Annotated in this window: 21 protein-coding genes; 9 read left to right on the forward strand and 12 right to left on the reverse strand. The window is 67.6% G+C overall.

What is annotated here, in order from left to right; all coding sequences use genetic code 11:
* Nucleotides 1-41: 41 nt before the first annotated feature.
* The gene (locus tag CHINAEXTREME_RS05225; protein WP_007141423.1) at nucleotides 42-617 is read right to left on the reverse strand and encodes a helix-turn-helix transcriptional regulator; all 576 of its coding nucleotides are present in this window, start codon (nucleotides 615-617) and stop codon (nucleotides 42-44) included.
* Nucleotides 618-796: 179 nt separating this feature from the next.
* Between CHINAEXTREME_RS05225 and CHINAEXTREME_RS05230 the strand changes: the two genes are divergently transcribed.
* Together CHINAEXTREME_RS05230 and hisG are read left to right on the forward strand one after the other, a co-directional pair.
* A complete protein-coding gene (locus CHINAEXTREME_RS05230) occupies nucleotides 797-3151 on the forward strand; it encodes a heavy metal translocating P-type ATPase (protein WP_007141424.1) in 2355 nt (784 codons plus the stop codon).
* A 174-nt stretch (nucleotides 3152-3325) separates the two neighbouring features.
* A complete protein-coding gene (gene hisG, locus CHINAEXTREME_RS05235; protein ID WP_007141425.1) occupies nucleotides 3326-4189 on the forward strand; it encodes an ATP phosphoribosyltransferase in 864 nt (287 codons plus the stop codon).
* Nucleotides 4190-4499: 310 nt separating this feature from the next.
* Here the strand turns inward: hisG and CHINAEXTREME_RS22130 are convergent, their stop codons facing one another.
* A complete protein-coding gene (locus CHINAEXTREME_RS22130) occupies nucleotides 4500-4940 on the reverse strand; it encodes a DUF7344 domain-containing protein (RefSeq protein ID WP_010546403.1) in 441 nt (146 codons plus the stop codon).
* Nucleotides 4941-5202: 262 nt separating this feature from the next.
* Between CHINAEXTREME_RS22130 and CHINAEXTREME_RS05245 the strand changes: the two genes are divergently transcribed.
* Entirely contained in the window at nucleotides 5203-5415 is a 213-nt protein-coding gene (locus tag CHINAEXTREME_RS05245; RefSeq protein ID WP_029601412.1) for a MarR family transcriptional regulator, read from the forward strand.
* A 42-nt stretch (nucleotides 5416-5457) separates the two neighbouring features.
* On the opposite strand, the gene CHINAEXTREME_RS05250 is transcribed toward CHINAEXTREME_RS05245, so the two are convergent.
* Nucleotides 5458-6519 (reverse strand): potassium channel family protein, encoded by a 1062-nt coding sequence (locus tag CHINAEXTREME_RS05250; RefSeq protein WP_007141428.1) that lies wholly within the window; start codon nucleotides 6517-6519, stop codon nucleotides 5458-5460.
* 303 nt (nucleotides 6520-6822) lie between these two features.
* Complete coding sequence (locus tag CHINAEXTREME_RS05255; RefSeq protein WP_006671604.1) at nucleotides 6823-7383, reverse strand: TATA-box-binding protein; 561 nt, start codon at nucleotides 7381-7383, stop codon at nucleotides 6823-6825.
* Between the two features lie 199 nt (nucleotides 7384-7582).
* Here CHINAEXTREME_RS05255 and CHINAEXTREME_RS05260 point away from each other — a divergent pair, with 199 nt between their 5' ends.
* Nucleotides 7583-8659, forward strand: coding sequence for a methyltransferase domain-containing protein (locus CHINAEXTREME_RS05260; RefSeq protein WP_007141429.1), 1077 nt, complete (start codon nucleotides 7583-7585; stop codon nucleotides 8657-8659).
* A 7-nt stretch (nucleotides 8660-8666) separates the two neighbouring features.
* On the opposite strand, the gene CHINAEXTREME_RS05265 is transcribed toward CHINAEXTREME_RS05260, so the two are convergent.
* The 5 genes from CHINAEXTREME_RS05265 to CHINAEXTREME_RS05285 all read right to left on the reverse strand — a co-directional run bounded on the left by CHINAEXTREME_RS05265 (nucleotide 8667) and on the right by CHINAEXTREME_RS05285 (nucleotide 13964).
* The gene (locus CHINAEXTREME_RS05265; protein ID WP_007141430.1) at nucleotides 8667-9104 is read right to left on the reverse strand and encodes an acyl-CoA thioesterase; all 438 of its coding nucleotides are present in this window, start codon (nucleotides 9102-9104) and stop codon (nucleotides 8667-8669) included.
* Nucleotides 9105-9152: 48 nt separating this feature from the next.
* A complete protein-coding gene (locus CHINAEXTREME_RS05270; RefSeq protein ID WP_007141431.1) occupies nucleotides 9153-9863 on the reverse strand; it encodes a bacteriorhodopsin in 711 nt (236 codons plus the stop codon).
* Nucleotides 9860-11527 (reverse strand): methyl-accepting chemotaxis protein, encoded by a 1668-nt coding sequence (locus CHINAEXTREME_RS05275; RefSeq protein ID WP_007141432.1) that lies wholly within the window; start codon nucleotides 11525-11527, stop codon nucleotides 9860-9862. Before CHINAEXTREME_RS05275 ends, CHINAEXTREME_RS05270 begins: the two co-directional genes overlap by 4 nt.
* A 166-nt stretch (nucleotides 11528-11693) precedes the next feature.
* Nucleotides 11694-12698, reverse strand: coding sequence for an AAA family ATPase (locus tag CHINAEXTREME_RS05280; protein WP_007141433.1), 1005 nt, complete (start codon nucleotides 12696-12698; stop codon nucleotides 11694-11696).
* Nucleotides 12699-12743: 45 nt separating this feature from the next.
* Complete coding sequence (locus tag CHINAEXTREME_RS05285; RefSeq protein WP_238593350.1) at nucleotides 12744-13964, reverse strand: DUF7282 domain-containing protein; 1221 nt, start codon at nucleotides 13962-13964, stop codon at nucleotides 12744-12746.
* Nucleotides 13965-14252: 288 nt separating this feature from the next.
* Here CHINAEXTREME_RS05285 and rnz point away from each other — a divergent pair, with 288 nt between their 5' ends.
* Together rnz and CHINAEXTREME_RS05295 are read left to right on the forward strand one after the other, a co-directional pair.
* Entirely contained in the window at nucleotides 14253-15188 is a 936-nt protein-coding gene (rnz, locus tag CHINAEXTREME_RS05290) for a ribonuclease Z (RefSeq protein ID WP_029601411.1), read from the forward strand.
* A gap of 94 nt (nucleotides 15189-15282) precedes the next feature.
* Nucleotides 15283-16593, forward strand: a complete 1311-nt coding sequence (locus tag CHINAEXTREME_RS05295) for a TIGR00341 family protein (protein ID WP_007141436.1) — start codon at nucleotides 15283-15285, stop codon at nucleotides 16591-16593.
* 23 nt (nucleotides 16594-16616) lie between these two features.
* Here CHINAEXTREME_RS05295 and CHINAEXTREME_RS05300 read toward each other — a convergent pair whose 3' ends face one another.
* Nucleotides 16617-16814, reverse strand: a complete 198-nt coding sequence (locus CHINAEXTREME_RS05300) for a hypothetical protein (RefSeq protein WP_007141437.1) — start codon at nucleotides 16812-16814, stop codon at nucleotides 16617-16619.
* 123 nt (nucleotides 16815-16937) lie between these two features.
* On the opposite strand from CHINAEXTREME_RS05300, the gene CHINAEXTREME_RS05305 reads away from it, so the two are divergent.
* Together CHINAEXTREME_RS05305 and CHINAEXTREME_RS05310 are read left to right on the forward strand one after the other, a co-directional pair.
* Nucleotides 16938-18911 carry a DUF460 domain-containing protein gene (locus tag CHINAEXTREME_RS05305; RefSeq protein WP_007141438.1) on the forward strand — a complete coding sequence of 658 codons (1974 nt, stop codon included), beginning with the start codon at nucleotides 16938-16940 and terminating at the stop codon, nucleotides 18909-18911.
* 204 nt (nucleotides 18912-19115) lie between these two features.
* On the forward strand, nucleotides 19116-19733 hold the full coding sequence (locus CHINAEXTREME_RS05310) for a carboxymuconolactone decarboxylase family protein (protein WP_007141439.1): 618 nt from the start codon (nucleotides 19116-19118) through the stop codon (nucleotides 19731-19733).
* Nucleotides 19734-19793: 60 nt separating this feature from the next.
* Here the strand turns inward: CHINAEXTREME_RS05310 and CHINAEXTREME_RS05315 are convergent, their stop codons facing one another.
* A complete protein-coding gene (locus tag CHINAEXTREME_RS05315; protein ID WP_007141440.1) occupies nucleotides 19794-19973 on the reverse strand; it encodes a DUF7470 family protein in 180 nt (59 codons plus the stop codon).
* A gap of 240 nt (nucleotides 19974-20213) precedes the next feature.
* Here CHINAEXTREME_RS05315 and eif1A point away from each other — a divergent pair, with 240 nt between their 5' ends.
* Nucleotides 20214-20504, forward strand: a complete 291-nt coding sequence (gene eif1A, locus CHINAEXTREME_RS05320) for a translation initiation factor eIF-1A (protein ID WP_007141441.1) — start codon at nucleotides 20214-20216, stop codon at nucleotides 20502-20504.
* Between the two features lie 183 nt (nucleotides 20505-20687).
* Here eif1A and CHINAEXTREME_RS05325 read toward each other — a convergent pair whose 3' ends face one another.
* Nucleotides 20688-20969: a hypothetical protein gene (locus CHINAEXTREME_RS05325; protein WP_007141442.1), complete on the reverse strand. Its 282-nt coding sequence runs from the start codon at nucleotides 20967-20969 to the stop codon at nucleotides 20688-20690.
* Between the last annotated feature and the right edge of the window lie 388 nt (nucleotides 20970-21357).

The following is a 21357-nucleotide window of genomic DNA, read 5'->3' on the forward strand; positions in this document are numbered from 1 at the left end:
CGCGCGTCAAAAACCTCGAGTCGTCGTCTGCTCCGTGGACCCTATCCGTCACCCTCGAGGTCGTCGCTCGGGTACACCCGATACGTACGGCCCTGTTTCTCGCGATAGAGGAGTCCCCGCTTCTCGAGGTCGGTGACGGTCTGGCTGACCTTGCTCTTCGAGAAATCGGCCCGGTCGCGGAGTTCGATCTGCGTCAGCCCCGGCGAGTCGACGACCGGCCCGAGGACGCGGCGCTCGTCCTCCGGGAGCACCTCGAGAACGGCCGTCGCGCTCGAGGTGGCTTCGGCCCGCTGCCCGTCACTGCTCCCGGTTCCGCCGTCGCCGCTTCCGTGACCGCCAGCGGCTGGAGAGTCGTCTCTTTCGCTCCCCGCGGTCGGGGGTCCGGCTTCGGCTTCGGGTTCGGTCCCGCCGACGAGTTGCTCCCGACCGAGCGCGTACGCGCCGGCGACGATTCCCCCGGCGAGCACGGCCCCCAGCAGGTACCAGACCGGGTGGACGCCGTGCATCGTCCCGCCGTGGCCGCCCATCATGCCGGCGTGAGCCTGGGCCTGTCGGTAGGTCTGCCAGGCCGCGCCGGCACCCAGGAGGAGGATTCCGGCGACGACGGCGGCTACCATCCTGTCGAGCGTCCTTCGATCCACGGTCCCGTTCGGCTTTCGCTCGACGGTTCCCTACGTGTTACGCTTTTCGTGCCCGCCGACGCTACGCTCGGCCGAACCGGTTCGCCGTCCTCCCGGCGGGCGTTGGGACGGTGCATGGATGAGGACTATGACGGCGTGGGTCGTACTCACACGCTATGGTCGACGTCGATTCCGCCCCCGACGCCTCGCCGCGGTCGACGAGGACGGACCGTGACGAGGGGCGAAGTCCGACCGACGCGTACTGTTCGTGCTGTCGCGTCTGTCGCTGCTACCGGGAGGTCCCGGAATCGGGTGCCGCCCCTTCGACGGGGCTCGAGGGGACGGCGGAGGCGGACCGCCAGTTGGGGGAGCCCGACGAGGACCGCGATCACGGCCGCGAGCGAGGAGAGGGGGCCGAACACGACCACGGGGACGGGGACGGGGACGGGGACGGGGACGGCGACGGCGACGGCGACGACGGTGCCCACGTCGACCACTCGGACCACGAGGAACTGTTCAAACGCCGGTTCTTCGTCTGTTTCGTCCTCGCGCTCCCGGTGCTGTACTACAGCCCGATGATCCAGGAGTGGTTCGGCTACGCCGCCCTCGAGTTTGCGGGCAGCGAGTTCGTCGGCCCCGTTTTCGGCGTGGTCGTCTTCGCATACGGCGGCGTGCCGTTCCTCCGGATGGGTGCGGTCGAGGCCCGGAACCGCGAACCCGGCATGATGTTGCTGATCTCGCTTGCGATCACCGTCGCGTTCGGCTACAGCCTCGCGGCGGTCGGCGTCGGGATCGGCGAGCCGTTCTTCTGGGAACTCGTGACGCTGATCGTCATCTTCCTGCTGGGTCACTGGATCGAGATGCGGTCGGTCAGGCGCGCGTCGGGCGCGCTGGACGAACTCGCGGAACTGCTGCCGGATACGGCCGAACGGCTCACGGCGGACGGGGAAACCGAGGAGGTTCCCGTCGACGACCTCGAGGAGGGCGATCTAGTGCTCGTCCGGCCGGGCGCGAACGTCCCGGCGGACGGCGTCGTCGAGGACGGGGAGTCGAAGGTCAACGAGTCGATGGTCACGGGCGAGTCGAAACCCGTCGGGAAAGAACCGGGCGACGAGGTCATCGGCGGAACGACCAACCGGGAGGGCAGCCTGCGGGTCCGAATCTCTGCGACCGGCGAGGAGACGACGCTGTCGGGGATCATGCGCCTCGTCGAGGAGGCCCAGGAGAGCCGTTCGCGGACGCAGGTGCTGGCCGATCGCGCGGCAGGGTGGCTCTTCTACGCCGCGGTCGGCGTCGCGGCGGTGACGGCCGTCGCCTGGACCGTCGCCGTCGGATTCGGCCTGCCGGTGGTCGAACGGGTCGTCACGGTCCTCGTTATCGCCTGTCCGCACGCGCTCGGGCTGGCGGTTCCGCTCGTAGTCGCGATCAACACCTCGATGGCCGCGCGCAACGGGATGCTCGTCCGCGACCGGATCGCGATGGAACGTGCTCGCGACCTCGACACCGTCGTCTTCGACAAAACGGGAACGCTCACCGAGGGCGAACAGGGCGTCGTCGACGTGACGGCGGTCGACGACTGGGAGGCGGACGACGTCGTGACCCTCGCGGCCGCCGCGGAGGGTGACTCCGAACACGTGATCGCACAGGCGATCCGCGAGGAGGCAGGCGACCGCGACCTCTCGGTCCCCGACGTGCGGGGGTTCGAGGCCCTCGAGGGTCGGGGCGTCCGCGCGACGGTCGAACGCGACGCGACCCCGGCCGTCGTCGGCGATTCCGGGCGAGGCCGAGCGACCGCCGATACGGCCGATCGCGACGGCTACACGGTCTCGGTCGGCGGCCCCAACCTCCTTCGCCACCTCGAGATCGGGCCGGGCGACGCCCTCGAGCGGTTCGCCGAGGCGGCCGGCGAGCGCGGCGAGGGCGTCGTCTACATCCTTCGGGACGACCGGGTCGTCGGCGCGATCGCGCTGGCGGACGTGATCCGCGACGCGAGCTACGAGGCGATCGACGCGCTCCACGGGATGGGCGTCGAGGTGGCGATGCTGACCGGCGACGACCGGGACGTGGCCCACAGCGTTGCGGACGACCTCGGGATAGACACTGTCTTCGCAGAGGTGCTGCCGGAGGACAAAGACGAGAAGATCGTGGAACTTCAGGATCGGGGGCACCTCGTGGCGATGGTCGGCGACGGCGTCAACGACGCGCCGGCGCTGACCCGGTCGGACGTCGGAATCGCCATCGGGTCGGGGACCGACGTCGCCGTCGAGTCGGCCGACGTCGTACTGGTCGAGAACGACCCGCGGGACGTCGCGCGTCTCGTCCGGCTGAGCGCGAAGAGCTACCGCAAGATGCAGGAGAACATCGCCTGGGCTGCCGGTTACAACGTTTTCGCCCTGCCGCTGGCTGCGGGCGTACTCGCGCCGATCGGCGTCTTGCTCTCCCCGGCGGTCGGCGCGGTCTTGATGTCCGCGAGCACGGTGATCGTGGCGATCAACGCACAACTGCTCCGGCGTGCGGACCTCTCCCTTTGAGCCCGTTCCCCGGACGGCGGCCGATCACCCAGCTCGTCGTCCCGACTTCGCATGTGCCCGTCGCCGGAAACCGCCCCGCTCGAGCACCCGACCCCGCCGCTCGCGGATGCCGTCGGAACGTCGCCGCGAGCGACATAGAAAAACAGTTCCCGCGCCGGCCCGAACGGACGCCCAATGCGAATCGCCGTTCCCAACAAGGGCCGCCTGCACGAGCCGACGATCGACCTCTTGGAGCGGGCGGGGCTCCATCTCGAGAACGGTGCGGACCGAAAGCTCTACGCGGATACCGTCGATCCCGACGTCTCCGTGCTGTTCGCCCGCGCCGCGGACATTCCGGAGTACGTCGCCGACGGCGCGGCGGACGTGGGGATCACCGGCTACGATCAGGTCCGGGAGGCCCGCGTCGACGACGTCGCCGAACTGCTCGATCTCGAGTTCGGCCGCTGTCGACTCGTCCTCGCCGCGCCCGAGGACGGCGACATCTCGGCGGTCGAGGACCTGGCCGGCAAGACCGTCGCCACCGAGTTCCCGAACATCACGCGGGACTTCTTCGCGGAGACGGGCGTCGACCCCGAACCGGACGTCGTCGAAGTGACGGGAGCAACCGAACTCACGCCCCACGTCGAGATGGCCGACGCCATCGTCGACATCACCAGTACGGGGACGACGCTGAAGATGAACCGGCTCGCGGTCGTCGAGGAAGTCCTCTCGAGTTCCGTTCGCCTCTTCGCCCGCGAGGACGCCCTCGAGGACCCGAAGGTCGAGGAGGTCAGGACCGCGCTGGCCTCGGTCAAGCAGGCCGAGGGAAAGCGGTACCTGATGATGAACGTTCCCGAGGACCGCCTCGAGGAGGTCCGGGACGTGATCCCGGGAATGGGCGGCCCGACGGTGATGGACATCGCGGACGAGAACGGCGACGGCAAGGTCGCGGTCCACGCGGTCGTCGACGAGAGCGACGTCTTCGAGACGATCACCGAGGTCAAGAAGGCCGGCGCGAGCGACGTGCTGGTGACCGAAATCGAGCGGCTGGTCGAGTAAGGCGGCGTTTTCGAGTCCGCTCGGCTGCCGTCGGAGTGTCCGGTTGCCGTTGTGGCTTTTCGTCGTCGATCGGACGCTTCTCGCTCTGTCGCCGGACTCGATCACGATGGAGGATGGGGGATGGGGGATGGGGGATGGGGGTTCAGCCGGGAGGCTCGACGATCCGATTCGGCGATCGGTCCCGGGAACAGGGGTGGCCGAGCCGGGCCACGTGCCTCTGACTTCGGTCCGACTCGGCTAGTCGTCGATTCGTGCGTGTCATGTTAACACTTGTGCCAAACGGGGACGGAATGCCGGGCGAGACGAGGGGTCACCTCCCGTCGGTCGCCTCGAGCGCCGCCTCGAGTTCCGTCTCGACCGCGGACAGTCGGTCGCCGGGCGAGACCAGGCCCCGCTCCCGATCGTAGGTCACGAGCCCGTGGGACTCGAGCAGCGGCAGGTGCGTACGACACAGCGAGACGTGAACGCGCTGGCGGCGTTCGTGGACCGTACTCACCGTCGTCGCTTCGCCCTCGGCGTCCGCGAGTCGGCCGACCAGCGTCCCCAGCGAGAGCGACTCGCCGGTCTCGAGAAGCGTCTCCAGGGTCGCTCGCCGGCGGTCGTTTTCGAGGACTCGTTCGAGCGTGCCACGCGAGAGCGCGTGGCCGCCGGGACTGCGGGGGGCCGCGTTCGCTCGGTTCGATCCGGTCCGGGCTCCAGGGGACTGCCGCCACGTACGGTCGGGATGGGTCGGCATGTACTCGAGTGCCACGCCCTGGGGACGGTTAAAGTCGCCAACCCGTTTCGACGGTCACGGAGGATTCGGGCCAGTCTCGGCGAATTAGGCCCAGATAAACGGTCGAAAACTCGGTATGATCGGTCCGAAGTTCGAGCGAATCGCCGGCTGTTTCGTTCGCTCCGCGGTTTCGCCGCCCATCGACTGGAGCGTCGTTTCCGGCGTCGGAGGGATTCCTCGGCGCGCGAGGGTGGGGAAACCACTATATCCCAGTGTGGTGTGGTAGCTTCACCCACGGATGGTGCGTTGCTCGGATCGGGCGCTTCTGGCGGCCCTCGAGGAGCGTGGCCCAGCGCGGGTGACCCAGTTGGCCGCGGAACTGGACGCCCACCCGATCACGGTCACCCAGCGGTGCGACGCGTTACAGTCCCGGGGCCACGTCCGTCGGATCTCCACCGACATGTTCGGAATCACCGAGGACGGCCGGGCATACCTCGCGTCGATCGAGTGACGAGCGCCGAGTAACGAGTCGTAAGCGGCGAGTAACGAGCTATTACTGCGGGACTTCCTCCCTGATTCCACCCTCGACGTCGCCGCTCGTCGGCGGCCACTCCCAGGCATCGGCCTCCACGATTCCGCGGAGCTTCCGGCGGCGGTCGCTCAACTCCTCGAGTGCCGTTTCGAACTGATCGTCCGGGACGGTCGGGATCCCCGCTTCCCGGAGTCGGTCGAGGTCCGGTTCGGGCGGCACCTCCGGGGCCGGGTCGATGAACGCCGCGTCGAGGGTCTCGAGGTAGCTGTCCGCGCTCGCTCGCGCGGTCTCGATCAGCGCGGGATCGAGTCCCCGGTCGTCGGGGATCCCGTAGCGGTGCAGCGTCAGGGCGTCGTCGAGGATCGCCACGGCCATCGCCGAGGCTTCGTCATCGCTCTCGCTGTGATAGTAGTGGAGGATCGGGTAGGACTTGTGCTGTTCCGCGAGCAGCGACAGTTGGGTGGCCATCGACTCGAGGGGGAGCTCGAGGCCGCGGGTGGGAGTGCGGTCGCCGTCCGCGTCGCCGGTCCCGTCGGCCCACCCCGTGCGGACGAATCGTTCGCTGCGGTCGCCGAGCCCGGTGACGTCGCTGGCGAACGATCGCTTCTCGGAGACGGCCCCGAGCACCGCGAGGACGTAGGAGACGCCCAGAGTAACGAATGCCATCCCTGTCGCCGTCGTGAACGAACTGGCGATCTCCCAGGTCGAACTGGTAGGCGTGTAGTCGCCGTTCCCGTTCGTGAACATCGTGTAGGCGACGTAGTAAACCCGGCCGGACCAGGTCGCGGGCTGGTCGGTCTGGGTGCTGACGAGCGCGGTCGTCCCGCCGGCGAAAAGCAACGTCCAGCCGAGCCACAGCAGGGCGATCCACATCGCGAGCGTGAGTGCGAGGATCAGGGGTCCCGCGAGGCTGAGTACCCGGGAGTCGTCGCGGCTGACGCGTCGCAACCCGCGCCAGAGGATCGTCGTCAATCGACCGGACAGGGGTCCGGAGCCGCCGTCGACCCACAGCGTCGTCCACAGGATGTCCACGATCACGGCGACGAGCACCGCAGCGCCCGAAAGGAGGAAGAGCGGTTGCATTTTCCCCGTCTTCGTTCCCCAGTCCCGTCAACCACCGGCCGGCGAATCCTACGGCGTGATCGTCTCGGATCGCCGCGAGTGGCGGTCGACCGTCGGTCACCACGGAGAGGAGCGGGCGTTCGTGACGCGACGCCGAAGCCGGGGCTGGAACCGGAACACGGACGAAAACGGACGGACGTGGCCGCGGCCGTGGACGACGACGAGACGTGACATGGCCGAGAACCCGCGGATCGGGCCCGACCGAGCCGACACCGTCGCTCGAGGACGGGAGATCGTAGCGGCGGGTTGGACGGGTGGGTCCCGTTACTCGAGCAGGCCGAGGTCCTCGAGTCGGGAGACGATCTTGTCGACGGCGTGTTCGGCGTCTTCGGGCTTCTTGCCGCCGGTGATGACGAGTTTCCCGGAGCCGAACAGCAGCGCGACGACCTCGGGCTCGTCGAGCCGATAGACGAGGCCGGGGAACTGCTCGGGCTCGTACTCGATGTTCTCGAGGCCGAGGCCGATCGCGATCGCGTTCAGGTTGAGGTTGCGGCCGAGGTCCGCGCTCGTAACGATGTTCTGGACGACGATCTCGGGGTCCTCGTTGACCTGGATCTGGAGTTCACGGAGCTTGTCGAAGACGATGCGCAGGCTCTCGTGGACGTCGTCGGTGCTTTTCGCGCCGGTACAGACGATCTTCCCCGAACGGAAGATCAGGGCGGCGGACTTGGGATTCTGGGTACGGTAGACGAGACCGGGGAACTGCTCGGGGTCGTAGTCGGCCCCCTCGAGGTCCATCGCGACGCTCTGGAGGTCGAGTTCCTGGCCGATGCCGGTCGACGCCACCACGTTTTCGATGTTGATGGTGTCCTTCGGATCCGTCATTAGTCGCTTAAAAAGACGTATTTAAGGTTTATAAAGGTTGGTGCCGCGGACTGATATGTCCGCTTTATTCCCTGGCCGATATCCGGCGCAAACCCCGATATCGGTCGGCTTAGCGGCTGCAAGGGATTGGTTTATCAAACCGGTCGTGCGCCGCTGAGAAAACGGCAGGCTGATACTCGAGCCCCGACGAGCAACGGGCGTGTACCTGCTGGAGCTCGGCGGCGAGGACGATGCGTTCGCGGCCTGCGAGGCGAGAAGCGCCGCGACCGGCGTCGAGCGGATCGCACCCGGGCTCGCCGTCGCGAACGCCGTCGTCCCCGACCGTGTCCGCGGACTCGCCTACACACACCGGGCGAGCGACCTCCTCGGGCGGACCGACGCCGACCTCGAGAGCGCTCGGGCGCTGCTCGAGGCCGCGCCGATCGATCTGGAGGGCTCGGTCGCAGTGCGGGCAACGGACGTCCACGGTTCGACGGGGGTCAGCACGGAGCGAGCGGAGCGGGAACTCGGCCAGGTCCTGGTCGACCGCGGGTTCTCCGTGGACCTCGAGGACCCCGACCACCTGTTGCGGGCGACGTTCTCGGAGGGTCGACTCGCGGACGACGCGGACGGCGGCGTCCTCGAGGCCGACGACGATCCCCGCGGCGAGCACGTCTCCGTCTGTGCCCTCGGCTGGCTCGCAGCCGAGAGCGTCCGGGACTTCGGCGAGCGCGCGCCGACGGACAAACCTTTCTTCCAGCCCGGGAGCATGGATCCCCTGCTGGCCCGCGCGATCGCCAACGTCGTCGGTGCGCGGCCCGGTGCGACCGTCCTCGACCCGATGTGTGGCACCGGCGGCGTGCTCGTGGAAGCCGGCCTCGTCGGCGCGGACGTGATCGGTACCGACGCCCAGCGAAAGATGGCCGAGGGCGCCCGCGAGAACCTGCGGGGTTTCCTCGACCGTGAGGACCCCTCGCCGACCGGAGTCGAGCGCGGGGCCTGGTCGGTCGGTCGCGGCGACGCGACCCGGCTTCCACTGGCCGACGACGCGGTCGACGGCGTCGTCTTCGACGCGCCCTACGGCCGCCAGTCGAAGATCGACACCCACCGGCTCGAGGACCTCGTCGCCGGGGCGCTATCGGAAGCGCGGCGCGTGGCTCCGCGGGCGGTCGTCGTCGCCGACCGGTCGTGGGCCGCCGAGGCTCGGGACGCCGGCTGGACGCTCGAGGCGGCGTTCGAGCGGCGCGTCCACCGCTCGCTGACGCGGTACGTGCTGGTGCTTTCGGACGCCGACTAGTCTCGGTTCAGTACTCCGCCTCGAGCGCCCGCTCGCGCAGTTCCCGGCCCTCGTCGCTCTCGACGGTGAGGTCCGGAACCGAGACCGGCGAGCCGTCCTCGTCGATCGCGACGAAGGTGAACGAGGACTCGGTCGTCTTCTCGGCCTCGCCGCTGCGGGGTTCCTCGCGCCAGGCTCGCAGGGCGACGTGGACGCTCGTCCGGCCGGAATCGTAGACGTAGGCCTCGATCAACGCCGTGTCGCCGATCCCGATCGGGCGCTCGAAGTCGAGTTCGTTCACCTGCGCGGTGACGCAGGTCTCGCCCGCGAAGCGCATCGCGGACATCGCGGCAACCTCGTCGAGCCACTTCATCAGGTTCCCGCCGTGGAGCGTGTCGTTGTTGTTCGCGTGGTTGGGCTGGACGCGAAACCGGTTCTCGATGTAGGTCTCGAGGACGGTCGGCATACCGGCTACTCGAGACGAACCGCGAAAAAAGTAGGCTCGGCTCCGCGCTCAGGCCGGCTGTTCGGCGCCGGCTTCGATCCCCGTCGTCTCGTACTCGGCCTCGATGACCGTACTCGCGTTGAGCGCGATCAGGCCGAACCCGACCTTCGTCAGGAGGTCGAGGTAGGTGATCAGCATTACGTCCACGCCGGGGGTGAGCAGCGCGAACCCGGCGGGGCTGAGCAGCCAGATGACCGGATACACCGACCAGAGGATGATCGTGAGGTTCCGCAGGCTGGTAAACAGCGACTCGATGCCGTCGTCCTGCCCGGCGGCCTGTGCCGTCATCGGGCCGACGACGAGGTAGACGAGCCCCACGTACGCGAGGCCACCGACAGCAAAGAGCGCGAACCGCTCGGTGCCCGAGAGGACGGCTCCCGCGAAGCCCGCGACCATCACGACGGTGTTGACGCCGACGACCTTGAGGAGGGTATCCCGGTCGGCATCCGCGAGCAATCCGAGGAATGCGAGCAACAGCGGCGTCGTGAGGATCCAGTCGATGTACCGGGGAATGAACACCTCGCGGCCGTCGACCGTGTACCAGCCGATCTCGAGGGCCATCACCGCGTACGCGACGGTCGCGATCAGGCTGATCGCCGCCAGAGTAGCGTAGTATCGCACGTACCCCTCGTCGGCCGAGAGGCCGCCCCAGACGAACGCCACCGTGCCGACGAACATGCCGAGGGCACCGATCGCGAACCAGACCGGGAGGTCGATCATGCGGCATCACCCGCGATGGTCCGCGCGGTTCGATCGTCCGTTCCGTTCCGCGAGACCGTCGCGTCCTGCAGAATCTCGAGCAGGGCGTCGGACTCGTCGGCGAGGTCGTCGACCCGTTCGAAGACGTCCCGGACGGATTCGGCCTGCGTCTCGGCCGTGTTCGCGACGCTGTCGGCTTCCGCTGCCGTCTCCTCCGACACTGCGGCGACGTCGTCGATCATGTCCACGACCTGCTGGGCCGACCGTGCCTGCGTGTCCGTCGACTCGTTGATCTCCTGGATGCCGTCGTTCGCCTCCTCGACGGCCTCGACGATCCGCTCGAGGGAGTCGACGGTTTCCTCGACGGTGTCGACGCCCCGCGAGATCCGGTCGCTGGTCGTCCGGATGTCCTCGACGGTCTCCTGGGACTGCTCCTGGATGCGCCCGATCAGGTCGTCGATCTCGTCGGTCGCCTCTTTCGTCTCCTCTGCCAGGGACTTCACCTCGCTCGCGACGACCGCGAACCCGTCGCCGTCGGCGTTCGCGTGGGCCGCCTCGATCGAGGCGTTCAGCGCGAGCAGGTTCGTCTGCTCGGCGATGTCGGCGATCAGTTCGGTGATCTCGCCGATCTCCTGGGTCTCCTCGTAGAGCGCCTCGATGGCCTCGACGGCCTCCTCGGTCTGGGCCTCGACCTCGTTCATCTCGGTGATGGCCTTCTCGGCGGTCTCGCGGCCCTTCTCGCCGGCGCTTGCGGCCTCCTGGGAGGTCTCGGCGACGCCGGTCGCGCTCGCGGCCATCTGTTCGGTCGTCGCCGAGATGTCGTCCATCTCGCGGGCGATCTCCTGGATGTTCTCCGTCTGGCGGTTCGCGCCGTTGGAGATCTCCTGGATCGTCCGATTGACGTCGTCGCTCGCGTCCATCACGTGCTCGGCATTCGCTCGCACCTCCTGGCTACTCTCGGAGACGTTCTCCGCGAAGCCGTCGATCCGGCCCACCAGGTCCTCGATGCCGTCCATCATCTCGTTGAACGACTCCGCGATCGCCACCATCGCGTCGTTGTCGCTGCGGGCCTCGAGTCGCTGCGTGAAGTCGCCGTCGGCGCAGTCGGCCATCACGCCGCTGAACCGCTCGGCCTCCCGCTCCAGTTCGGTGTTGATTTCCTCGAGGCGTTCGCGCTCGCGTTCGACCTCCTCGCGGGCTTCCTCGGCGCGCTCGCGCTCGGTCTCGGCCTCCTCGAGGGCCTCCTCGGCGCGTTCGCGTTCCCGCTCGGCGGTTTCGATCGACTCGCGCAGCGAGTCGCGCATCTCGGCGAAGGAGTCATAGAGGTCGCCGATCTCGTCGTTACGGCGGGTCTCGAGGTCGACGTCGAGTTCCTCCCCGCCCATTCGATTGGCCTTCTTCGACAGCGAGGAAAGCGAGGCGGCGGTGTTCCCCCCGACGGTCGACGCGACCAGTCCGAGGTTGATTACCGTCAGTACGATCAGTCCCAGGATCGCGGAAACCGCGACCTCCCCCACGTTCGCGTCCCCGCCGGCGTTCGCCTCGGCGATGGCAGCCGTGATCTCCAGGTAGACTGCCCCGCCGAACGCGACGGTGACCGCGATCACGAGGGCGAAGATCGCCCCCAACTTCGCGGTGTAGCTCCGCCGGACGCGTCCGGGAAGAAGGAGTCGTGCCACGTTCATGTAGTTGTACCAGTGTAATACCGCCTGATAGTGGTAACGGCCGCACTGTTAGGTCGGGCGGCTGACTTTTCGTCTCGAAACGTCGGACGATAGTCGGAGAGAGCGCGACTGAACGTCGAAAACGGTCGATATAGGAACAGGTCGGTGTATCGCCGCGACGAAAATTTCAGTCGTCCCGTCCGAGTTCGGCGAGCAGCCGCGAGACGTGAATCCGGTCGCTCGTTCCCTCGTGCATCTCGAATTCGACGTCGCCCGCGAGCCGGTGGATCCGCGCGAGTCGCTCGCCCTGGTATCGCTTGCGGGCGACCCTGAGGATCGCGTCGAGGACCTCCTCGCCGTCGAGCCCCTCGTCGATCAGGAGGTCGTCCAGCGTCGATCGGGCGTCAGTGAATTCGCCGGCCTCGGCGTCGTCGAGCATCGACTCGACCTGGTCGTCGATGCCGACCTCGCCGATGGTCTCGTAGGCCGCCGTCATCGTCAACTCGCCCTCGTTCTCGACGGTCGTCTGGGCCGCGAGGATCGCCTGCCGGAGGTTGCCGTCGGCGTAGCCGGCGACGAACTCGAGGCCGTCCTCGTCGTACTCGACGTCTTCGGCCTCGAGGATCCGTGTCAGGACGGTCTCGATCTCGTCGCTGGTCGGCGAGCGGAAGGAGACGGGGAAACACCGCGACCGGATCGGCGGGATGAGCTTCGTCGGCTGGCGGGTCGCGATGACGAACTGGGTCGTCCTGTGGTGTTGCTCCATGATCCGGCGCAGGGCCTGCTGGAAGTCCTCGCGGACGTCCTCGGCGTTGTCGAGCAGGATCGTCTTGTACTCGCCGGAGACCGAGGAGTAGCTGGCCGACTCCTTGAGGACGCGGTTGATCATGTCGCGTTTGGACATCGACGACCGGCCGACGAGGAACTGTTCGAACCGGGGATCGTTCTTGATCTCCGTTTTCGTCCGGCCGAAGAAGTCGGCGACGTTGATCTCGACGAGGTCGTTGTCGGGGTCGACGTGCGCTTCCTCGGCGAGCGCCCGCGCCGCCGCGGTCTTGCCGCTCCCGGGTGGCCCCTGCAGGAGGAGGTTCATCGGCTCGTCGACGGCCTGCTCGAGGTACTCGCGAGCGTCGTCCTGCGGTAGCTCGGACAGCTCGGGGGCGTACGTGTCGGTCCACAGCGGCGCGTCCATCGGTCGCCGGTAGGGACGGGGCGGGTAAGAATCGGTCGGTTACGACTACGAGTCGCCGTCGCCTGTGCCGGCCTCGGCCTCGACCTCGACGGTGTCGTCGTCGGTCTCGTTGCCGATCCCGTCCTCCGACCCGTCCTCGCCGACGGCTTCCGCGGGCAGTTCGCCATCGGCGATCGTAAACGGCGTCACCACCGGCTCGCCGTCGTGTTCGACCGCCGACGCCCCCTCGAGGTCGTTCGGGTCGCCCTCGTAGAGGACCGCCGCGAGTTCGTCGTCCTCGGCGACGGTCGCGTTCTCGTCGAACGGTATCGTCACGTTCTCGTGTTCGCCCGGCCCGAGCGCCTCGCTCGTGCCGAGGACGTCCTTGGGTTCGACGACGAGGTCGCCGCCCTCGGTGACGTTGTCCTCGGCGTCGACGATTCCGACGAAGCCGTCGGCCGGCGTCGCGACGTCGGCCGTCACGTTGTCCTCGTCGGCGTCGGTGATCGAGACCGATGGGTCGGTGTGGAACTCGAACTCGACCGTCTCGAGTTCACCGTCGGCGTCGGTGTAGATCCCGACCGTTCGCTCGCCGGGCGCGATGCCGACTGTCTCGAGGGAGAAGGTCACGTTCGTCGAATCGCCGGCCGAGAGGTCGAGTACCTGGTACTCGAGGACGCGACCGTCTATGCGCAACTCGACGCGTTGCTGGGCGTCGAACTCGGTCGGGTTCTCGATCCCGGCGACGATCTCGATCGTCTCGTTGGTCGTCGCCGTCGTCGGCACCTCGAGGGAGTCGACGGTGAACGACTCGGCGAGCGGGTCGTCCCCGCCGGGAGTGGTCACCGTCGCCGTGTCGCTGACGGGGAACCCGTCGGCGAGGTACGGTCGGTCCTCCTCGCCGTCGGTCTCCTCGTAGGCGTAGCGGTCGTCCTCGGTCGTGTCCCGGTGGACCGTCGCGGTGAGCTGTCCGACCAGCTCCCCGTCTTCGCTTTCGACGGTCACGTTCTCGTGGGTGCCGGCCTCGAGGCGATCGGAGACGGCAAGCGTCTCGTCGCCGTCACTGATCACGACGAATCCGCCGTCCGAGAGGCTCACCTCGTCGATCGTGACGACGGTTCCGTTCCCCTCCTGATCCTCGAACGTGATCGACGCCGTCGGCGACTCCTCGACGCCGAAGATCGCGGGGGCCTGGCCGACGACGATCCCCGCGGCGAGGACGATCGCGATCGCGATCAGGATGGCGACGATCCGCTTTGCCGTTCCGAAAGTCGATCTCGTGCTCATTGACTGGGTCGCGGTCGACGCGCTCGCCGTCGTCGGCCGGGGCACGACCGTGCCGCCGGTACCGACTCGGCCATCGCTGTCGGTGCCGCAGGTACGAACTGCAACGACGTAAAACGCCCCCTCCGTTCGCAGAATGCCGAGCGGTTCCGGGCGCTTAATTCGCATAGTCGGACCTTACTGCGGCGTCGCTTGTATCGCCCGGCCTTTCGGGTTCACCGGGTCCGGTGTCACGCGGCCGATGACCGGCGATCGAAGCCGGTTTAGCCCCGGCCCGTCGAAGGTGTACCGATGCCACTACGCGTGACGTTTCTGGGTACCAGCGGGGCCGTCCCGACGACGGAGCGAAATCCGAGCGGGATCCACGTCTCCCGCGAAGGGGAAGAGTTGCTGTTCGACGCCGGCGAGGGAACCCAGCGTCAGATGATGCGGTTCGGCACGGGCTTTTCCGTCTCCCATCTGTTCGTCACGCACCTCCACGGCGATCACGTCTTCGGGATCCCCGGACTCCTCCAGACGATGGCCTTCAACGACCGCGAGGAGCCGCTTGCGATCCACACACCCCAGGCAACCCGACGCCAGCTCAAGGGGCTGGTCAACGCCCTCGGCAACCGCCCCGATTTCCCCATCCGGATCAGCGAGGTCGGTGACGGCGACGTGGCCTACCGGGCCGACGACTTCGAGGTCCGGACGTTCGAGACCGACCACGACACCCGCTCGGTCGGCTACGCGCTCGTCGAGGACGACCGCAAGGGTCGGTTCGACCGCGAGCGCGCCGAGGAACTCGGCGTGCCGGTGGGCCCGAAGTTCTCGAGGCTCCACGAGGGCGACCCCGTCGAACTCGAGGACGGCACCGTCGTCGAGCCGGACCAGGTCGTCGGCGACCCCCGGCCGGGTCGGTCGATCGTCTACACGGGCGACACCCGCCCGACGGTCCGAACGATCGAGGTCGCCGACGAGCCGGACCTGCTGATCCACGACGCCACGTTCGCCGACGACCGCGCCGAACGGGCCGGCGAGACCGCCCACTCGACGGCGCGCGGCGCGGCCGAAATCGCCAGCCGCGCCGGCGCGAAACGGCTCGCCCTGGTTCACATCTCCTCGCGGTACACCGGCGGCGTCGACGACCACCTCGCGGAGGCCCGCGAGACCTTCGACGGCGAGGTCCTCGTGCCCCAGGACGGCCAGAAACTCGTGGTTCCGTTCCCGGGGAACGAGGACGACTGACGGCTCCGGCGACGGCCGACCGTTCGGTCGCGTTCGGACGAACCCGCAGTTTCCGACACAGACGGTTTTCGCCTGGAAATCGTACGTGCCCGGGATGCGCCACATCCAGGTCACGATTCCGACCGGGAAGCGCCGGGCGGTCCTCGAGTCGCTGGACGAGGAGGGGATCGACTACGTCGTGACCGACGAGACGAGCAGTCGGGACTACGACGCGGTCGTCTTCTTTCCGGTACCGACGAACGCCGTCGAGCCGGTCCTCGATTCGCTGCGGAACGTCGGGGTCGCGGAGGAGTCCTACACCGTCGTCGTCGACGCCGAAACCGTCGCTTCACGGCAGTTCGACGAACTCCAGGAAGAGTACGCCACCGAGAGCGTCGAGGAGGAGCAGATCTCCCGCCAGGAGTTGCTCACCCAGGCGAACGAACTGACGCCGGCGTTCAGCGTCTTCCTGGCGATGACGCTGATCAGCGCCGTCGTGGCGACGGTGGGGCTCCTGCTCGACTCGCCGGCGGTCGTCGTCGGCTCGATGGTGATCGCGCCGCTGATCGGGCCGGCGCTGAGCACCTCGATCGGCACGGTCGTCAACGACCGGGACGTGTTCGCGACGGGGATGCGCTATCAGTTCGTGGGCGTCGCCGGCGGCATCGCCGCTGCGGCCGTCGTCGCCTGGCTGATCCAGTCGACACTGCTCGTGCCGCCGGGGATCGAGATCACCGAGATCGACGAGGTGTCAGAACGGATCGCCCCCGAGCTACTCCTGCTTCCCGTCGCGCTGGGGGCCGGTGCGGCGGGCGTACTCAGTCTCGCGACGGGGTTCTCGATCGCGATCGTCGGCGTGATGATCGCGGCCGCGCTGGTGCCGCCGATGGCCGCTGCCGGCATCGCCCTCGCGTGGGGGTTGCCGGTCGCGGCGCTGGGGTCGACGGTCCTCGTGCTGGTGAACCTGCTGGGCGTGAACCTCGCGGGGCTGGTGACGCTGCGGTATCTGGGCTACCGTCCCGGAAGTTGGTTCGAGATCTCGACGGCACAACGACAGTTCGTCAAACAGATCGCCGTCTTCGTCACCGTCATCGTGCTGCTGTCGATGTTCCTGGCCGGAGTCACCTACACGTCCTACCAGATCTCCTCGTTCGAGGAGACGGCGACCCAGGAGGCCGAAGCCGTCCTTGCCGAACACGACGAGGCGACGCTGCTCGAGTTGACTGTGGAAGTACGCAGCGGCGGCGCACCGCTCGATGCGTCGCTCGACGCCACCGAGCAGATCGACGTCGTCGTGATCGAGGTCGGCGGCCCGCCGGGGGTGTACGACGAGGAGTTGATCTCGACGCTGGATACGAACATCAACCAGCACGCGGACGAGCGGGTCGCGGTCCAGGTGCGGTTCGTAACGACGGGCGAAGGGTAATTCGTCGTTCGACCGAACTGGGATCACTCCCTGGCGATCAGTTCGACGTCGCTCGAGCCACAGCGCGGACACTGCTGGACCGGAGAATCAGCGAGGGTCGTCCCACAACTCACACACGTCTCCCGGTCGGTCTCCATCCCGGCCGTCCCACAGACGGAACACTGTCGCCGGGTCGCCTTGAAATGGGCGTTACAGGACCGACAGCTGTAGACGCCCCCCATATCGGAGCGACGTCGCGTCCGCTCAAACGCTCGGGGCTGGCAAGCGCCGGGGTCGGACCCGGGCGATCGCTTCCGTTGTGGACCCGCGCCGGATTTATAGCCGACTCGCCCCTAGGCTCGTCCGTGAGTACGCGAACGAGTGCCCTCGATGCAGTCGTCTTCGGTGTCGACGTCCAGAGCGGCGACGTGCGGGGCGACGCCCCTTCCTACGCCCTGGTCCGGTACGACGGCGACGACGTCGCCCGGGACGTCGTCTCCCACCGGAAACTCAGGCGACTGATCGACGACGAGGAGCCGGCGATCGTCGCCACCGACAACATGTACGAGCTGGCGGCGGACAAGGACGAACTGATCCACTTTCTGGGCTCGTTGCCCGCGGGGACCAGACTCGTCCAGGTGACGGGGGCCGAACAGCCCGAACCGCTCTCCCGCGTCGCCAAGCGCCACGGGATCCCCTACGGGAAGGAGCCGATGCGCGAGGCCGAGGCCGCGGCCCGCCTGGCTGCCCACAACGTCGGCCACGAGGTCTCCGCGTTCACCGACACCACCGAGGTCAAGGTCGCCCGGGGCCGCTCGACCGGCAGCGGCGGCTGGAGCGAGGACCGCTACACCCGCCGCATCCACGGCTCCGTAAAAAAGCGGGCCCGCGAGGTCGAGTCCGACCTCGAGGACGCGAACTTAGAGTACGAGCGGGAGGTCCGCGAGGCCTACGGCGGGTTCGCCAACGCCGTGTTCACGGTCGAGGCCCGCCCGCAGGACATCCCGGTCTCGCGCAACCGGTCGGGCGACGTTCGCGTCGAGATCGAACGACGGCGCCGCGACGGGATCGAGTTCCGGCCGCTCGCGAAACGCCGCGACCACGTCGTCGTCGGCATCGATCCCGGGACGACGACGGCAGTCGCCATCGTCGGCCTCGAGGGCGAGGTGCTCGACGTCTGGAGTTCCCGAACCAGCGACACCGCCGAGGTGATCGAGTGGATCGTCGAGCGCGGGCGGCCCATCGTCGTCGCGGCCGACGTGACGCCGATGCCCGAGACGGTCGAGAAGTTCCGGCGGAGCTTCGACGCCGCGGGGTGGACGCCCGAGACGGATCTCCCCGTCGACGAGAAGCAACACCGGACCCGCGACCACAGCTACGACGACGACCACCAGCGCGACGCGATGGCCGCGGCCCTGTACGCGGTCGACGCCCACGAGGACCAGTTCGAGCGCATCGCCGCGAAGCTCCCGCCGGGGGTCGACCGCGGCGAGGTCACCGCCCGCGTCGTTGCCGGCGAGGAGAGCGTCGAGGCCGTCCTCGCCGACCTCGAGGACGACGACGGCAGCGAGGAGGAGACGACCGAGCACGAACCGCGCGAACTCACCGCCGACGAACGCCGGATCAGGGACCTCGAGCAGCAGGTCGAGCGGCTCCAGTCCCACGTCGAGACTCTCGAGGGCCGTCTCGAGGAGAAGGACGACCGCATCGACGAACTCGAGTCCGAACTCGACCAGGCCCGCCGCGAGGAGCGCAAGGAGGTCCGGCGCAATCGCGAGGTGACCCGCTACCGGCGAAAAGCCGAGCGCCTCGAGTACGAACGCGACGAGGCCCGCGAGAAGGTCGAGGAACTCGAGAAGAAGGTCGACCGGATGAAGGCCCTCTGGAAGCTGGATCACTCGAACTTCAGCGACGTCTCCGCCGAGAAGGAGGGGCTGGTCCCGGTCAAGGTCGTCGAGAAGTTCACCAAGGGCGCGATCCGCGAGGCCGACGACCAGTACGGCATCGCGCCGGGCGACGTGGTCTACCTGCGGGACGCCAGCGGTGCAGGTCGGTCGACGGCGGAACTCCTCGCCGGCTTCGAACCCCGCGTGATCCTGAAGAACGGCGGGCTCTCCGACGTCGCCGACGAGATCCTCTTCGACGCCGAGATCCCGGTCGGCCCGGCGGACGACGTGGCGATGCAGGAGGTCGACGAACTCGCCGTGGCCCGCGAGGAGGACGTCGAGGCGGTGATCGACGACTGGCACGAGCGGGCGGAGGAGCGCCGTCGCGACCGGAAGGCGGCGATGGTCGACCAGTTGATCAGCGAACACCGGGCGGGCGACAACGAGGTCTGAGGGCGTTCCGTCGGGCCTCATTCGTTGTCGAGTCGGACGGCGATACTTGCAGCTTTCGCGTACTCGCTTTCCCTCCTCGAGAGCGCCGCTGTGGCGTCCTGGCCGGCGTAGTGACCGGATCTCCGTCTCCGATAGCGTCGCGGATCGCGGCCGCCACCACCGCGGACGCCCGGTTTACGTCGATGCCCGCCAAATGACGGTCGTATGGCGATCGACAACCCGCACGCGACCGGCCCGCGCGTCGAACCGAAAAGCCCCGAACGCGTCCAGGAAATCCTCGAGGACGCACCGGAAGCCGCGAAGGCGAACATGGAACGTGCCGAAGCGATCCTCGGCGCGCTCGAGGACGAGGAGGTCCCCGAAAAGTACGACGGCCAGGAGGACTGGGGGTTCTCCTTCACGGGCGTCCTCGCACACCACCCCGAGACGTTCAAGATCTGGTGGGCCGAGGAGGGACAGGTGTTCGCCGACGGAGAACTGAGCCGCGGGTTCAAGGAACTGCTCGGGGCGGTCGTCGCCCACGAGCGTGGCGCGTCGATCTGCATCGCGTGGCACACGACCAGTGCCGAACTCGAGGAGCTGGATCCGGAGCGGTTCAACGTGGCCGCGGACTTCGAGAACCGAAAGGACGAACTCCCGGAGGCAGAGCGCGTGGCGATCGAGTTCGGCGTCAAAAGCGTCCAATCGCCGGCCGACGTGACCGAGGAAGAGTTCGACGAGCTGAAACGACTCGGTTACACGGACGCGGACATCGTCGAACTGATGACCACGGCGGCGACGGCGGCCAAGTTCGCGAACTTCGCGCTGACGTTCGATATCTGACGGAGAACTGCCAGGCCGCGGAATCGAGGCGTCGGAGCAGCAAAACGGGTCGCGGGGGCGCTACATCATCCCGAAGCTCTGGAGCACGCTCGAGACCAGCGACTTCACGACCAGTCCGAGGCCGACCAGTACGAGCGCGATGCCGGCGGCGATCACGTAGTTCGCGTACGCGATGAGTCCGATTCCGGCCAGCAACACCAGGATACCGACGAGTCCGAACGGACCGAGCTTGTCCAGCATACGCTCGAGTGGTCAGGGCAGGGAAATAAACGGCGTGGTTTCCCGGCTTCCGTCCGGAATCGGCGAGCCTGCCGAAAGTCCGGGACTCGGTGTTGGCGGTCGCCTCCGGGCGTTCGTCGGCCGTCTCCGTCGACTCTCGATCTCGAGCGGGAGAGCGAGTTGGCGTTTGCCAGCGACGGCCGGCGATTCGCCCGGCGAAATCGATAAAGGGTTAAACCGTTCGAACGCGAACCCCGGGCCATGAGCGAGGACGGTAACGACGGTCGGAAGAACCTCCGAATGCCGGACGACGACGAGGTGTTCGCGACCGTTACCGACATGCTCGGGGCGAATCGGGTCAAAGTACGCTGTGCCGACGGGAAAGAACGCACCGCGCGCATTCCCGGCAAGATGCAAAAGCGAATCTGGATCCGTGAGGACGACGTCGTCCTCGTCGAGCCCTGGGACTGGCAGGACGAGAAGGCCGACATCACCTGGCGCTACGAGAAGAGCGAGGCCGACCAGCTCCGGGAAGAAGGCCACATCCAGTAACGACTCCCGATCGAACTCCGTTTTCACCGTTCATCGTCTTCCCGAGTTCAGCAGCGCTGGCGTCGTCGATTTCTCGACTCCGTCGCGAGTGCTCGAGCGGTTCGCTGGTCGCTGTGACGTACTGAAAACGGCAGGAGATGGATGGAATGGATGGAGACGAACGACCGCGGTCGTCGACCGCGATCAGTTCGGGGAGACGCTGATCCGGACGGTCGCAACGCCCGGAATCGAGAGTTCGGTGATCCGCCCGTGGAGCCGCCGCGCGAGGGCGCGTCCGCCGGTGCGGACGACACCGACCGCCGCCGCGCCGACCAGGACGATAGAGGCCGCCAGGACGGGGTAACTGACCGCCCAGAGCAGGGCGATGACGAGCGCGACGAACGCGAATCCGCCGCCGATCGTCGCCGACGCCGAGGGTGGTTCGCTGACGATGCTGGTCCGTGGGGTGCGTGGTTGCTGTCTCATGGGTGCTGAGTGGCGCCCCGCGACGGGGAGCTACCTGTCTCGATTCGAAATACGGTATCGGGCTATAAAAACATTTCACATCTCTGGTAAGAATAGGTACGCGGTAACATAGACCATGGACTAAATCCTCTTCGAGAGGCTCCATCGAACCACGTAACTATTACCATGTCATCTATTCTCAATATAACGAATTGATTATATAATTCGATACAGTTGCCGATCGTTTCGTCGCGGATGGCATCGTCACTCGGTGGCGACGACGATGCCGACCTCCTCGAGATCGGTAGCCGAACGTGTGCTCGAGTCGCTCGCGCAGGTCGAGCGGGAAAGACGGTCAGTGCGACGATACGGCCGACCAGTTCCCCACGGAACGTCGAGAAGGAAGCTC

The organism is Halobiforma lacisalsi AJ5, from assembly GCF_000226975.2.
GTDB lineage: Archaea > Halobacteriota > Halobacteria > Halobacteriales > Natrialbaceae > Natronobacterium > Natronobacterium lacisalsi.